Genomic DNA, 13500 nt, shown 5'->3' on the forward strand with positions numbered 1-13500 from the left:
CAGTATAAGTGGTTACATGACGCAGACACCCGCATCACCGGCTCCCGTGCACTGGAAGCTCGTCGTCGACGCGAACGATCCGCACGCCCAGGCCGACTTCTGGGCCGCCGCCCTGCGCTACGAGGTCGAGGACAACAGCGCCCTCATCCAGAAGCTGCTCGGCTTCGGCGCTCTGCCGGAGGAGGCCACGGTCGAGTTCCACGGCCGCCGCGCCTTCCGGGACCTGATCGCCGTACGGCACCCCGAGGACTCCTTCGACGAGGAGAGCGGGACCGGGCTGGGGCGGCGGCTGCTGTTCCAGCGGGTGCCGGAGGCGAAGACGGTCAAGAACCGGCTGCACCTCGACCTGCACCCGGGCGAGGGGCGGCGCGAGGAGGAGGTCGCCCGGCTGGAGGGGCTCGGGGCGAGCGCGCTGCGGCGGGTGAAGGAGCCGGGCGGCGAGTGGGTGGTGATGGCGGACCCGGAGGGAAACGAGTTCTGCGTGCAATGACAGGCGCTCCGGAGCCCTGCGCTCCGTAACTCCCTGGCCGAATCAGCACCTTGACGGAGAGTCAGTACCAGCTTCACCATCCAGGCACCCCAATCACTGTGGGCGGCCCGTGGACATCCCACGGGCTTCCCCACGGCATCCGGAGCCCCCACATGAAGCTCTCCGTTTCCGCGCGCGCCGCCGCCGCGGGCGGCATGGCGACCGCCATGCTCCTGACCGGCGGCGCCGTGGCCGACGCCGCGTCCTCCGCTCCCTCCAGAGCGGCCGCCGCGCCGGACATACCCGTGGCGAACGTCAAGGCCCACCTGTCCCAGCTGCAGTCCATAGCCACCGCCAACGGCGGCAACCGGGCGCACGGCCGGGCCGGGTACAAGGCCTCGCTCGACTACGTGAAGGCCAAGCTGGACGCGGCCGGATACACCACCACGATCCAGCAGTTCACCGCCTCCGGCCGCACCGGCTACAACCTGATCGCCGACTGGCCGGGCGGCGACGCGAACCAGGTCGTGATGGCCGGCTCGCACCTCGACAGCGTCTCCTCCGGAGCCGGCATCAACGACAACGGCTCCGGGTCGGCCGCCGTCCTGGAGGCCGCCCTGGCTGTGTCCCGGGCGCAGTACAAGCCCACCAAGCACCTGCGGTTCGCCTGGTGGGGCGCGGAGGAGCTCGGTCTGGTCGGCTCCCGCTACTACGTCAACCGGCTGACCACCGGCGACCGTTCGCGGATCAGCGCCTATCTGAACTTCGACATGATCGGCTCCCCGAACCCCGGCTACTTCGTCTACGACGACGACCCGGCGATCGAGAAGACCTTCAAGGACTACTTCGGCGGCATCGGCGTCCCGACCGAGATCGAGACCGAGGGCGACGGCCGTTCCGATCACGCGCCCTTCAAGAGCGCGGGCGTGCCGGTGGGCGGTCTGTTCACCGGGGCGAGCCGGACGATGACGGCGGCGCAGGCGGCCAAGTGGGGCGGTACGGCCGGACGGGCGTTCGACCGCTGCTACCACTCCTCCTGCGACACCACCGCCAACATCAACGACACGGCACTGAACCGCAACAGCGACGCCCTGGCGCACGCGGTGTGGGAGCTGTCGGAGTAGTCCCCGGCACAGCGCCTACTGGTTGCGGGCGCGTTCGGTGAGGCGGCCCATGCGGGCGCGGGCCGACTCCAGCTGCTCGACCTCCTCGGCGGCCGGGCCGTCCTCGGCGGCAAGCTCCGTCCACAGGCCGATCAGGTCGCGTCCCAGCTCCAGCCCGAGCGCCGGGTCGCGTACCGCGCGCCAGGCGGTGGCCGCGCTCTCCACGTTGCCGAAGGCGGCCTCCGGGTCGCCGGCCCGGCGGCGGGCACCGGCCAGGTCCAGCGACAGCCGGAAGGCGCGGAGCGGGTCGCCCGCCAAGTAGGCGATGTACGCCGTGAGTTCGCCCAGCCGGAGCACCTCCGGGTGCTCCGGCCCGAGCGTCGCGGACGCCTGCACGAGGGTCTGCTCCGCCAGCCCGGACGCCGCTTCGATCCTGCCCTCCTTCACCGCCTCGTTGATCCGCGCGATCGGCTCCGCGAGCAGCGCGGGGGCGGCGGGATCGCCCGGGGCGGTGAGGGGTTCGTCCCCGAGCACGGCCTCCGCGACGGCGTCGAAGCCGCGCGGAGGCGTGGGCTTGGGGTCGGGGTCGGCGGCGATCAGGGCGTCCTCGGGGACCGGTGCGGGCCGCGGAGCCGGCTGGGCCTCGGGAACCGGGAGCGGCCTCGCGTCCATGGGCGGAGGCGGGCCGAACTCGCCCGTGGGCGGAGCTACGGTGCCGGGCGGCGTCCCCGCGCCCGGGGCCGGCGGCGTGTCTTCCGGCGCGGCCCCGGCCCGATCCGGCACGGCGCGCAGCTCGAACGTCGGTACTACTCCGTCGGCCGGCTGCGGCTCGGGCACGGCCCGCAGCGGAAACGTCGGGGTCGCGCCGCGGCCGGACTCCGGCGTGGGACGCAGCACGTGCGTGGCACTGTCGCCGCGCGGGCGTTGCGGCTCGGGCGGGGCCGTGGCCTCGCTCCGGGCGTGCTGCGGCTCGGGGGGCGTACGGGTGGCGTCGCCGCGGGCGGGCTGCGGCCCCGGAGGCGTACGGGTTGCCTCGCCGCGGGCGGGCTGCGGCCCCGGAGGCGTACGGGTTGCCTCGCCGCGGGCGGGCTGCGGCCCCGGAGGCGTACGGGTTGCCTCGCCTCGCGCGTGCCGCTGCGGCTCCGGCGGGGCCGTGGCGACCGGCTCGGCCGTGAAGTGGCTGGAGCCGTCCGGATCGACCTGGAGCGGTACGACGTAGCCGATGCGCTCGTCGCGGATCGTGGCGAGGACGGGGTGGCCCGTGGCGAGGGCGATGTGGTGGAGGCGGTTCAGGACGGCCCGCTGGATCTCCTCACCGGGAGCGGCGAAGACCGGGACACCACCGACCGAGGCGCCGTCGGACACCCCGGTGACCCCTCCCACGTCCGTGCCGGGCCCGGGGACATGGACGTCGATCGGCGCCGCCGGGGTCGCCGCGTGTGCGGCCTGCTTCTGTTCCCGCTTCTTCTCGCGGCTGAGTCGCGACATCGTCCCCTCACTGGGCGTCGTACACCTACTGTCGAGTGTGTCCGCTCGCCCCCGTTTCTCACGTCACCACGGTGTCACAGGCTCGTCCCAAGGGACGCCGGCCCCGGCACGGTCGTTACCGAGGGCATGAAGACCGGGCGTACGAGGGAGGAGAGGGGCATGCACACAGGCATGCGACAGGGGCCGGAGATCTGGCTGCGCGGCCCGGTGACCAGCCCGGAGCCGGGGCCGCCGGAGCCCGCGCACGCCCATGCCGCGGCGCGGCGCTTCTCCTGGGTCGGCCTGCACGGCGGCGCGGGCGTCTCCACGCTCGCCGCTGTCTACGGCGGCCATGACAGCGGCCGGTCCTGGCCCGGGCCCGGCGATCCCCCGTCGGTGCTGCTGGTCGCGCGGACGCACGCGGCCGGGCTGGACAGGGCCGCCGGGGCGGTGGAGATCTTCCGGCGCGGCCAGGCTCCGCCGGGGCTCGATCTGGACGCGATCGTCCTCGTGGCGGACGCCCCGGGCCGGCTGCCGCGTCCGCTCGCCCAGCGGGTCAGGTCGCTGGAGTCGGTCATCGACGTCTACCGCGTGCCGTGGGTGCCGTCCTGGCGCCTCGGTGAACTGGGCCGCCCGCCGCGCGAGACGGAAGCCCTGGCCCGGCTGACGGGAGCGGCACGCTGACGACCCAGGGCGTCCACCTGTCGGCCGTGGAGATCGCGGCGCGGGTACGGGCCCGGGAGCTGCGCGCGGCGGAAGTCGCCGCGGAGGCCCTGGAGCGGATCGAGCGGACCGACCCGCAGCTGTGCGCGTTCGCCGCGGTGTGGCGCGACGAGGCGTTGCGGCGGGCGCGCGAGGTGGACGTGCGACTCGACCGGCGGGCCCCGGACGTCTCCCTGCCGCTGGCCGGCGTGCCGGTCGCCGTGAAGGGGCGAAACGGGCTGAGCGCGGCGGGTCCGCTGCTCGCGGCCGGCTGCGTGCCCGTGGGGGCGACCTCGGTGCCCGGGCCGGGAACGCCCTGGCAGACGTGGGGGCTCGGGGCCCACGGCCGGACCGTCAATCCGTGGCGGGCCGACCGGACGCCGGGCGGCTCGTCGGCCGGGGCCGCGGCGGCCGTGGCGGCCGGGCTGGTGCCGCTGGCGACGGGCGGCGACGGGGCCGGGTCGGTGCGCATCCCGGCGGCGTGGTGCGGGGTGGTGGGCCTGAAGACGACGAGCGGACGGCTGCCGTCGGGCGACCGTACGGGGCTCGCGGTTCCCGGGGTGCTCGCCCGCTCGGCGTCGGATGCCGGGCTGTGGTGGACGGCGGTGTCCGGGGAGCGGGCACCGGCCGCGGCGGCCCTCCCCGTCCGGGCTGTCTGGTCGCCCGACCTGGGTTTCGCCGATCCCGACCCGGAGCCCGTCGCGCTCGCGAGGGCCGCGGTGGAGCGGCTCGTTGGGGCAGGGGTCGTACGGCTGGTACGGCCGCGGGTGCCGTTGCGGCTGATGGACCCCGGCCCGGCCTGGCTGGCCCTGCGCACCCCTGGTTCCGACCCGGCCGGGGCCGAGCGGGTCCGTGCGGAGAACGACGGGCGGCTGGCCGGGCTGTTCGCCGAGGCCGAGCTCCTGCTGACCCCGACGGCGCCCACCGCCCCGCACGGTCACGAGGGGCCCGGGGACCGCTACTCCACCTCTCTCACCTGGGGGTTCAACCTGAGCGGCCACCCCGCGCTGAGCCTGCCCGCGGGCTTCGGCGGTGACGGCTGCCCGGCCGGTCTCCAACTGGTGGCGCCGCGGGGGCGGGAGGCGCTGCTGCTGACGGTGGCGCGGGAGGCGTGACGGGCACCCCTGGCGGATTTACTTGCGCACGCATATGATGCACACGCATGCTACCGCCGTTCGCCGAGTTTGCAGAGGGGCACCCATGACCCGCCGTTTCCTTTTCGTCCTGGGCAGCGCTCGCGCCGAGGGCAACTCCGAGCTGCTGGCCCGCCGGGCCGCCGAGCAACTGCCCCCGGACGTCGAGCAGGAGTGGATCGACCTCACCGGGCATCCGGTGCCGGACTTCGAGGACCTGCGGCACGACAGCGACCACGTCCGCCCGACCGAGGGCAACGTGGCCCGGCTGCTGGACGCGACGCTCGCGGCGACGGACATCGTGATCGTCTCGCCCCTGTACTGGTACTCGGTCTCCGCGCAGACCAAGCGCTACCTCGACTACTGGTCGGGCTGGCTGCGCACACCGGGCCTCGACTTCAAGGCGACCATGGCCGGCCGCACCCTGTGGGGCGTCACCGCCCTCGCGCACACCCAGGAGGTGGTCGCCGACCCGCTCGTCGGGACGCTGCACAACTCGGCGGCGTACCTGGGGATGCGCTTCGGCGGGGTGCTGCTCGGCAACGGCAGCAAGCCCGGTGACGTACTGACCGACGACGCCGCCCTGACCCGCGCCAAGACCTTCTTCGAGCAGGAGGCGCCCCTGGCCAGGTTCCTGTACGAGGACTGAGCGCTAGGCGGTGATGTCCTTCGCCGTGAAGCGCGCCCACGCCGCCGACCCGAACACCGCCGTGTACAGGGCCTGGAGGCCGAGGTTCTTCGCCAGTTCGTCCCAGTAGACCGGCTCGCGCATGAGGTCGGCGAAGGACAGCCAGTAGTGGGAGAAGAAGTACGGCTGCAGGGCGTGCAGTTGCGGGATCTGGTCGAGGATCTGGACCGTGATCAGCAGGACGACCGTCGTCGCCATCGCCGCGATGCCGCTGCTCGTCAGGGTCGAGACGAACAGGCCGAGCGCGGCGACGCCGATCAGTGACGCGGCGACGGCCAGGGCGATCAGCAGGGCTCTGCCCAGGCCCTCGGCGAAGCTGATCTGCGTGCCGGAGATGGTCGTCAGGTCACCCAGCGGGAAGAGCAGCGCCCCGACCGTCAGCGCCGAGACGGCGACCACGAGCGTGGCGGCCAGGCAGAAGACCACCACCGTCGCGTACTTGGTGAGCAGCAGTCGGCTGCGGCCGGCCGGGGCGACCAGCAGATAGCGCAGCGTGCCGGAGTTGGCCTCGCCGGCGATCGCGTCACCCGCGACGACGCCGACCGCCATCGGCAGGAAGAACGGGAGCGTCGCGGCCAGGGCGGTGAAGACGAGGAACAGGCCGTTGTTGGTGATCTGCGAGATGAAGGCGGGTCCGCCACCGCTTCCGGGACCGGCCGCCGAACCGTCGCCGGTCTCGATCTTCACCGCGATGCCCACGAGGACAGGGACGGCGGCCAGCACCGCAAGGAGGGCCAGGGTGCGCCAGCGGCGGAACGTGGTGAGCAGCTCGTTGCGGAGCAGGGTGGCACGGAAGGTGGTGCGGCGCAGGCGGGCCGTCCGTGACCGGTCGCGCAGTTCCCCGCTCCCCTGAGAGGCGCTCGCTTCAGCCCGCGACATCGAAACCCTCCCCCGTCAGCGCCACGAACGCGTCCTCCAGCGAGGCCCGTTCGACCGTGAGGCCGCGTACCCGGACCCCGGCCGTCACCAGCGCGGCGGTCACCTCGGCGAGGTCGCGCTCCGGTGGTTCGCCGGTCACCCGGTCGTCGGTGACGACGACGTCGGCGACGCCCTGCTCCTTCAGGATCCGGGCCGCGTCCGCCGGGTCCGGCGTGGTCACGACCAGCCGGCCGCGCGCCCCGGCGGACAGCTCGGCGACCGGGCCCTGCGTGATCAGCCGGCCCTGGGCCATCACGGCCGCGTGCGTGCAGACCTGCTCGATCTCGTCGAGGAGGTGGGAGGAGAGGAAGACGGTCGTGCCGTCCGAGGCCAGTTCCCGGACCAGGGCGCGGATCTCGCGCATGCCCTGCGGGTCGAGGCCGTTGGTGGGCTCGTCCAGGACGAGCAGCCGGCGCGGCTGGAGTAGCGCCGCCGCGAGGCCCAGCCGCTGTTTCATGCCCAGGGAGTACGCCTTGGCCTTCTTGCCCGCCGCGGCCGTCAGGCCCACCCGGTCCAGGGCCGAGGCGACCCGGGTGCGCCGGGTGCGCGGGTCGGCGGCCGGGTCGGCGCTGTCGTAGCGGATCAGGTTGTCGCGGCCGGAGAGGAAGCCGTAGAGGGCCGGGCCCTCGATGAGGGCGCCGACGTGCGGCAGCACGGCGCGGGTGGCGCGGGGCATGGGCTGCCCGAGCACCCGGGCCGTGCCGGAGGTGGGCTCGATGAGCCCCATCAGCATGCGGATGGTGGTGGTCTTGCCGGAGCCGTTGGGGCCGAGGAAGCCGAAGACGCTGCCCGCCGGGACGGTCAGGTCGAGACCGTCCACGGCGAGCTGTCCGCCGCGGTAGCGCTTGGTGAGCGCGCGGGTGGCGATGACCGGTTCCCCGGCCTCGGCCCGCGTCCCAGGCTGCTCCGGTTCCCCGGCGGACACCTCGCCCATCGGCTTCCTCGTTCTCTCGACGCCCCGTGCGGCTACGGGACTTACTTGCCGGCGTCGGCCGCCTTCACGAGCGCGTCCTTGGTGACCAGGCCCGCGTAGACCTTGCCGTCGTCGGTGACGAGGGCGTTGACCAGGCGGGTGGAGAAGACCGTGCCCGAGCCGAACGTGCCGTGGACCTTGTCGCCGAGGGAGTCCATGAAGCCGCCGAACTCACCGCCGGCCTTGCCCGAGGGCACGCCCTCGCCGCCGGTGTCGAAGGTGGCTATGGCGGTCCAGCCCTCGCCGATGGTCTTCATCCCGCCGGGGCCACCGGAGCCCTTACCGGAGTCCTTCCCGGCCTTGGGCGCCTCACCCAGGCCGAAGGGCTTGCCGGGGGCCTTGCGCGGGGTCTCACCCCAGGCCTTGTCGGCTGCCTTGCCCGCGTCCTTCTCCTCGGTGACCTTCGCGCCCTTGGGCGGGGTGAAGTCGAAGGTGGAGGCGGCCGGCCTGGCGAAGCTGACCTTCGTGAAGCCCGCGTCGACGACGGCCGAGCCGCCGCCCGCCGGGGTGAGCGTGAACTTCAGTGGCATGCCGGTCTCCGCGTCCACGGCGACGGTGATCGCGCCGACCGTCGAACCGGACTGCTTCGGCTCGACGACCAGCTTGTAGGCATCCCGGCCGGCCACCTGGGCGGTGCCGTCCACGGTCACGGACGTGGTGTCGTCGACCGCCTTCAGGGCCTCCTCGGCGAAGTCCTTCGGCAGGGCCGGCGGCTGCTGGTCCTGGCCGCGCTCCGGGCTCTCGGAGGAGGTGCCGTGGTAGACCTCGTTGGACTTGCTGTCGTAGCCCCAGACGTCCTTGCCGTTGTGGATGAGGCTGTACTCGGCGGCGTTCTCCAGCAGCGACAGCTTCTGCTTGTCCGGGCCGTCGGCGGCGACACGCAGGGTGTGCGTGCCGGAGGCCAGTTCGGTGAGCTTGGCCGTCGGGTCGGCGGAGGAGCCGCCCTCGCCCTGGCCCGCGGCGCCGGACAGCAGGCCCGACTCCAGGCCGCCGAGGTTCGGCAGGCCGAGGTCCGTGCTGATCTTCACCGTGCCGGACAGCTGCTGGACGTCCGACTTGGCGATCTTCTCGATGAGTTGCTGTGCGGTGATCTTCGGGAGGTCGGGGTCCCCGGAGTCGGCGAGCGCGGGGACCAGCCCGATCGTCGCGGCGGCCACCCCCACCACCGTGACCGGGACGATGTACCGCGCGGCTTTGCGCCGCGCGGAGCGCTGCTCGTCGACCTCTCCGGCGGTCGTGCTGTCGTCGGATGCGTACGGTGCCATGTGTGCCCTACCTCCGTGGTCGGCGGCGGCTGTCCGTGTCGTCCACGCACTCGTCCCTGAGCCGCCATTCTCACCCGAACAGGTGAGGAGTGGTGTCTTTCCCTGGCGACCATCTGACCAAATCGGTCAGGGAGATACGTCAGACCCCGGGCTCAACTCCGTGTACTGCTGGGGTATGACACGGAGGGGCGGCTTCTCCCCCGACCCGTAGGGGTCGTGCGGTCAGGGCGGGCTAGCCGGCCCGGTGCACCACCGCGTCGCACAGCTCCAGGAGCGCCGACTTCGCCGTGCACTCCGGCAGGGGCGCGAGCGCCGAACGGGCGTCCTGGGCGTAGCGGACGGTGTCCCGCCGGGCCTGCTCCAGTGCCGGGTGGGCCCGCAGCAGGCGCAGGGCCTCGGCGTGCCGGGCGTCGTCGGTGAGGTCGGAGTCGAGGAGCTCGCACAGGGCGATGTCCTCGGCGAGTCCGAGCCGGGCCGCCCGTTCGCGCAGCCGCAGCACCGGCAGCGTGGGGATGCCCTCGCGCAGGTCGGTGCCGGGGGTCTTGCCGGACTCGTGGGAGTCGGAGGCGATGTCCAGGACGTCGTCCGCGAGCTGGAAGGCGACGCCGAGCCGCTCGCCGTACTGGGTCAGGACGTGCACGACCGTGTCGTCGGCGCCGGACATCATCGCGCCGAACCGGCAGGACACGGCGACCAGCGACCCGGTCTTGCCGCCCAGCACGTCGAGGTAGTGCTCGACGTGGTCCCGGCCGTCCTGCGGTCCGGCCGTCTCCAGGATCTGGCCGGTCACCAGGCGCTCGAACGCCTCGGCCTGCACCCGCACGGCCTCCGGGCCGAGGTCGGCCAGGATGTGCGAGGCGCGGGCGAAGAGGAAGTCGCCGGTGAGGACCGCGACGGAGTTGCCCCAGCGGGTGTTCGCGCTCGCGACGCCGCGGCGCACGGTGGCCTCGTCCATCACGTCGTCGTGGTACAGCGTGGCGAGGTGGGTCAGCTCCACGACGACGGCCGACGGCACGATCCCGGGTGCGTACCGGTCGCCGAACTGGGCGGAGAGCATCACCAGCAGCGGGCGGAACCGCTTGCCCCCGGCTCGCACCAGGTGCTGGGCGGCCTCCGTGATGAAGGGCACCTCGCTCTTCGTGGCCTCGAGCAAGCCTTCCTCGACAGCCGCCAGTCCGGCCTGGACATCGGCTTCCAGAGCCTGGTCCCGCACGCTCAGCCCGAACGGCCCGACGTCGGTCACGAGGGGTCTCCTGTCTGCTGTGTCTGCCGGTGGTCACGCGGATTGTCGATAGGTCGCTGCCCCCACTCCGGCCAGCGTATCCGGTCACGTTTCGATCACCGCCAGCACCCGGGGTTACAGGCCGGGCGGTATCCGATAACGACCGTTATGTTTTCGATCAACCTATAAGAACAGATATAAATCGACTTACCCGGAGGTAGCGAACTATGCACGATTTGCCGTGATGGGTAGGTGAATTCCTCTTGGCGGAAATTGCCCTGCGGACTCGTGATCAGTGAGTTGAATCACTTGTTCCCCTTTTCCGCCCCACCTCGGCATCGGCCCGTACCGCCGCCCCCCGTACGCCAGTTGAGCCTTGGCTCCCGCAAAGGATCAAGCGGCCAAAACGCCCACGACCAAGGTCAACCGCGTGATGTGTGACTGAGGTGCTTGTTCCCGACATGTGCTCTCGCATACGTTCCGGCCCTGTCCGGCGGACGCCTAATCCTGCCGCCGCCCGGACTCCCCACAGGAACCGACTCACTCACGCGTGGCAGGAGCGGGGGACCCAGGTAAGTCGCCGGTCCGCACAGCGGCACGGCTCGGGGTGAAGCCGCGCACGGCACACGGTGCCGTACGCGGCCGGGCACCTCCCGGCCCGAACCCGACAGCTCACCTCGCAGGCGCCGGAGAGGAACATCGCCATGGCCGGACGAGGCAAGCACCGTCGCCCCAGAACCAACCCGCTGACCCGAGGCATCATCGCCGCCGGTACCGGCGGAGCCGCACTCACCCTTCCGCTCCTCGGCGCGACGCACGCGAGCGCCGCCGAGCCCCAGAGCGCACCCGCCGCCGCACAGTCCGTGAAGCAGGCGGCCCAGCCCGCCAAGTCCCTCACGTACACCGTGGTCAAGGGCGACTCGCTCGCCCGCATCGCGGACAAGTACGACGTCTCGGGCGGCTGGAAGCAGCTCTACAAGGACAACCGCGCCGCCGTCGGCGACGACCCGAAGCTGATCCACCCGGGTCTGAAGCTGACGGTGAAGACCACCAAGACGAGCGCCGCGGAAAAGACGGCGACCAAGTCGTCCGCCCCCGCCAAGCCGGCGGCGAAGCCCGCCGGCGGTGTCGCCCAGGCCACCCAGGCGTCCGCGAAGACCTACGCGAACAACCTCGACGGGTGGATCCGCGAGGCGCTCGACATCATGGCGCAGAAGGGGATCCCCGGGTCCTACGACGGCATCTACCGCAACGTCATGCGCGAGTCGTCCGGCAACCCCCTGGCGATCAACAACTGGGACTCCAACGCCGCCAAGGGCACCCCGTCGAAGGGTCTGCTCCAGACCATCGACCCGACCTTCCAGGCCTACCACGTCGAAGGCACGTCGTGGGACCCGTACGACCCGGTCGCCAACATCACCGCGGCCTGCAACTACGCGGCCGACCGCTACGGCTCGATCGACAACGTCAACGGCCCGTACTGAGCCGCCCCGCCCAGCAGTCGTTCGAGGACGACGGCGATGCCGTCGTCCTCGTTCGACAGGGTGACCTCGTCGGCCACGGCCTTGAGTTCGGGATGGGCGTTGGCCATCGCCACCCCGTGAGCGGCCCAGTCGAACATCGGGATGTCGTTGGGCATGTCACCGAAGGCGATGGTGTCCGCAGGGCGCAGCCCCAGATGCTCGGCGGCCAGCGCGAGGCCCGTGGCCTTGGTGATCCCGCACGGCTGGAGTTCGACCGTGCCGGGCCCCGACATCGTCACCGTCGCCAGTGAGCCGACCACCGAGCGGGCCGTCGCCGCCAACTCGTCGTCCGACAGGTGGGGATGGCGCAGCAGCACCTTGCTGATGGGCTCGCCCCACAGGTCGTCGCGCCGGTCGACCCGCACGGCGGGCAGGGTCGGGTGCGGCATCAGGTAGCCCGGCTCGATCAGCGTGAGCCCGTCGACCCCGTCCTGGTCGACCGCCGCGTAGACCTGCCCCACCTCGGCCTCGATCTTGCCCAGTGCGGTCTCGGCCAGTTCCCGGTCCAGGGTGATGGACCACAGCAGCCGGTCCGCGCCCGCGTCGTACACCTGCGCGCCCTGCCCGCACACCGCGAGCCCCGTGGCGCCGAGGTCGTCCAGGAGCGGCCGCACTCTGGGCGCCGGCCGGCCCGTCACCACGAGGTGCTGGGCACCGGCGTCCGCCACCCGCGCGAGCGCGGCGAGGGACCGGTCGGACAGGGTGTCGTCGCCGCGCAGCAGCGTCCCGTCCAGGTCGGTGGCGATGAGCGAATATGCGATGGGTGCGGCCATGATCAGAGAATACGGACAGCGCGCCCCTTCGTTTCATCGTACGAGGGACACCGATGCCCGGTTGAAGGCCTCTGCACCGGTTGGCAACAACATGCTCCGCTACCTACCCGTGAGGCCGCATCGAGCGGTACCTTCCAAGTGTCCAGGGGGGACTTGATCGGGGGGTCGGGTTGAGCAGTGGGCGCATACGCGTGGCCGGGCCCGGGGAACTCGGCGAAGGGGAGAGGGAGCGCTGGCGTGCGCTGCGCGCGGCCTCCGAGGCACCGCGCAACCCCTTCATGGAACCGGAGTTCGCCGAAGCCGTCGGCAGGGTCAGGCCGGGTGCCCGGGTGGCCGTGGTGTACGAGGGACTGGAACCGGCCGGGTTCCTGCCCTATGAGCGAGGCCCGTTGGGGCAGGGCCGGGCGATCGGGCTCGGTGTCTCGGACGCGCAGGGCGCGATCCTGCGGCCGGGCCTGGACCTGGAGACCGGCCGGCTGCTGAGGGCCTGCTCGGTGTCGAGCTTCGCCTTCGACAATCTGGAGGCCGAGCAGCGGCTGTTCGTCCGGTACGCGGCCGAGGAGCACGCCACCTACGTCATCGACGTGGAGAAGGGCTACGAGACGTACGAGTCGGTGCTGCGCTCGCAGTCGCCGAAGTTCCTGAAGACCACCCTGGCCAAGGAGCGCAGGCTCGGCCGGCAGAGCGGCGAGCTGCGGTTCGTCTTCGACGAGCGCGAACCGGCCGCGCTGCGCACGCTCATGGAGTGGAAGTCCGCGCAGTACCGCAGGACCGGCCGCCGGGACCGGTTCGCCCAGGAGTGGATCACCCGGCTCGTCGGGCAGCTGGCCCGGACGAGGGCGCCGGAGTGCAGCGGCACGCTGTCCGTGCTGTACGCCGGTGAGCGGCCCGTCGCCGCGCACTTCGGGCTGCGTTCGTCCTCGGTGCTCGCCTGCTGGTTCCCGGCCTACGACCCTGAGTTCGCCAAGTTCTCGCCGGGTCTGGTGCTGCACCTGCGCATGGCCGAGGCGGCGGCCGCCGCCGGCATCGGCATGCTCGACCTGGGGCGGGGCGCGGCCGAGTACAAGGACGCGCTGAAAACGGGCGAACTGCCCGTGTACGAGGGTGCGGTGACCCGGCCGGGGGCCGGCGCGGCACTGCACTGGCTGAGCCGCGAGCCCGCGCGCCGCGCGCACAGCTTCGTCCGCAGCAGGCCGCGGCTCGCGTCGCTGGCCGCTCGGACGCTGAAGGGCGCGGCTCGGCTGCGCCGTACCTGACACACAAG

Annotated in this window: 13 protein-coding genes and 1 riboswitch; of the genes, 7 read left to right on the forward strand and 6 right to left on the reverse strand. The window is 72.5% G+C overall.

Features of this window, described 5'->3' with window-relative positions; genetic code table 11:
- Positions 1–16 precede the first annotated feature (16 nt).
- Both OO68_RS16060 and OO68_RS16065 read left to right on the forward strand, forming a co-directional pair.
- On the forward strand, positions 17–490 hold the full coding sequence (locus OO68_RS16060) for a VOC family protein (RefSeq protein ID WP_033309025.1): 474 nt from the start codon (positions 17–19) through the stop codon (positions 488–490).
- A gap of 152 nt (positions 491–642) precedes the next feature.
- Positions 643–1593 carry a M28 family metallopeptidase gene (locus OO68_RS16065; protein WP_033309026.1) on the forward strand — a complete coding sequence of 317 codons (951 nt, stop codon included), beginning with the start codon at positions 643–645 and terminating at the stop codon, positions 1591–1593.
- A 15-nt stretch (positions 1594–1608) separates the two neighbouring features.
- Here OO68_RS16065 and OO68_RS16070 read toward each other — a convergent pair whose 3' ends face one another.
- Entirely contained in the window at positions 1609–3060 is a 1452-nt protein-coding gene (locus OO68_RS16070; protein WP_033309027.1) for a hypothetical protein, read from the reverse strand.
- 159 nt (positions 3061–3219) lie between these two features.
- Between OO68_RS16070 and OO68_RS16075 the strand changes: the two genes are divergently transcribed.
- The 3 genes from OO68_RS16075 to OO68_RS16085 all read left to right on the forward strand — a co-directional run bounded on the left by OO68_RS16075 (position 3220) and on the right by OO68_RS16085 (position 5523).
- Positions 3220–3723: a DUF6668 family protein gene (locus tag OO68_RS16075; RefSeq protein ID WP_033309028.1), complete on the forward strand. Its 504-nt coding sequence runs from the start codon at positions 3220–3222 to the stop codon at positions 3721–3723.
- A 26-nt stretch (positions 3724–3749) separates the two neighbouring features.
- Positions 3750–4856 (forward strand): amidase family protein, encoded by a 1107-nt coding sequence (locus OO68_RS43100; protein ID WP_106974350.1) that lies wholly within the window; start codon positions 3750–3752, stop codon positions 4854–4856.
- Between the two features lie 85 nt (positions 4857–4941).
- Positions 4942–5523, forward strand: a complete 582-nt coding sequence (locus OO68_RS16085; protein WP_033309030.1) for a flavodoxin family protein — start codon at positions 4942–4944, stop codon at positions 5521–5523.
- A 3-nt stretch (positions 5524–5526) separates the two neighbouring features.
- On the opposite strand, the gene OO68_RS16090 is transcribed toward OO68_RS16085, so the two are convergent.
- From OO68_RS16090 to OO68_RS16105, 4 genes are all read right to left on the reverse strand, one after another.
- Positions 5527–6441 carry an ABC transporter permease gene (locus OO68_RS16090; protein WP_033309031.1) on the reverse strand — a complete coding sequence of 305 codons (915 nt, stop codon included), beginning with the start codon at positions 6439–6441 and terminating at the stop codon, positions 5527–5529.
- Positions 6428–7414, reverse strand: a complete 987-nt coding sequence (locus tag OO68_RS16095) for an ABC transporter ATP-binding protein (protein ID WP_033309032.1) — start codon at positions 7412–7414, stop codon at positions 6428–6430. The genes OO68_RS16090 and OO68_RS16095 overlap by 14 nt, the downstream gene beginning before the upstream one ends.
- Before the next feature lie 41 nt (positions 7415–7455).
- Positions 7456–8718 carry a LolA family protein gene (locus OO68_RS16100; protein ID WP_033309033.1) on the reverse strand — a complete coding sequence of 421 codons (1263 nt, stop codon included), beginning with the start codon at positions 8716–8718 and terminating at the stop codon, positions 7456–7458.
- A gap of 232 nt (positions 8719–8950) precedes the next feature.
- Positions 8951–9961: a polyprenyl synthetase family protein gene (locus tag OO68_RS16105; RefSeq protein WP_033309034.1), complete on the reverse strand. Its 1011-nt coding sequence runs from the start codon at positions 9959–9961 to the stop codon at positions 8951–8953.
- 502 nt (positions 9962–10463) lie between these two features.
- A riboswitch (cyclic di-AMP (ydaO/yuaA leader) is annotated at positions 10464–10641 on the forward strand.
- A gap of 3 nt (positions 10642–10644) precedes the next feature.
- Between OO68_RS16105 and OO68_RS16110 the strand changes: the two genes are divergently transcribed.
- Positions 10645–11424 (forward strand): transglycosylase SLT domain-containing protein, encoded by a 780-nt coding sequence (locus OO68_RS16110; RefSeq protein WP_033309035.1) that lies wholly within the window; start codon positions 10645–10647, stop codon positions 11422–11424.
- Here OO68_RS16110 and OO68_RS16115 read toward each other — a convergent pair.
- A complete protein-coding gene (locus OO68_RS16115) occupies positions 11388–12236 on the reverse strand; it encodes a Cof-type HAD-IIB family hydrolase (protein WP_033309036.1) in 849 nt (282 codons plus the stop codon). The genes OO68_RS16110 and OO68_RS16115 overlap by 37 nt on opposite strands.
- Before the next feature lie 170 nt (positions 12237–12406).
- Between OO68_RS16115 and OO68_RS16120 the strand changes: the two genes are divergently transcribed.
- Positions 12407–13492 (forward strand): GNAT family N-acetyltransferase, encoded by a 1086-nt coding sequence (locus OO68_RS16120; RefSeq protein ID WP_033309037.1) that lies wholly within the window; start codon positions 12407–12409, stop codon positions 13490–13492.
- Positions 13493–13500: the final 8 nt, after the last annotated feature.

Source organism: Streptomyces iakyrus, from assembly GCF_000717055.1.
GTDB lineage: Bacteria > Actinomycetota > Actinomycetes > Streptomycetales > Streptomycetaceae > Streptomyces > Streptomyces iakyrus.

What these genes read in the sequence shown, in the direction of transcription:
- OO68_RS16065 (WP_033309026.1), top strand. Translation starts at nt 643, where the DNA reads ATGAAGCTCTCCGTTTCCGCGCGCGCCGCCGCCGCGGGCGGCATGGCG.
- OO68_RS16085 (WP_033309030.1), top strand. Translation starts at nt 4,942, where the DNA reads ATGACCCGCCGTTTCCTTTTCGTCCTGGGCAGCGCTCGCGCCGAGGGC.
- OO68_RS16100 (WP_033309033.1), bottom strand. Translation starts at nt 8,718, where the DNA reads ATGGCACCGTACGCATCCGACGACAGCACGACCGCCGGAGAGGTCGAC.
- OO68_RS16115 (WP_033309036.1), bottom strand. Translation starts at nt 12,236, where the DNA reads ATGGCCGCACCCATCGCATATTCGCTCATCGCCACCGACCTGGACGGG.
- OO68_RS16095 (WP_033309032.1), bottom strand. Translation starts at nt 7,414, where the DNA reads ATGGGCGAGGTGTCCGCCGGGGAACCGGAGCAGCCTGGGACGCGGGCC.
- OO68_RS16110 (WP_033309035.1), top strand. Translation starts at nt 10,645, where the DNA reads ATGGCCGGACGAGGCAAGCACCGTCGCCCCAGAACCAACCCGCTGACC.
- OO68_RS16060 (WP_033309025.1), top strand. Translation starts at nt 17, where the DNA reads ATGACGCAGACACCCGCATCACCGGCTCCCGTGCACTGGAAGCTCGTC.
- OO68_RS16075 (WP_033309028.1), top strand. Translation starts at nt 3,220, where the DNA reads ATGCACACAGGCATGCGACAGGGGCCGGAGATCTGGCTGCGCGGCCCG.
- OO68_RS16070 (WP_033309027.1), bottom strand. Translation starts at nt 3,060, where the DNA reads ATGTCGCGACTCAGCCGCGAGAAGAAGCGGGAACAGAAGCAGGCCGCA.
- OO68_RS16090 (WP_033309031.1), bottom strand. Translation starts at nt 6,441, where the DNA reads ATGTCGCGGGCTGAAGCGAGCGCCTCTCAGGGGAGCGGGGAACTGCGC.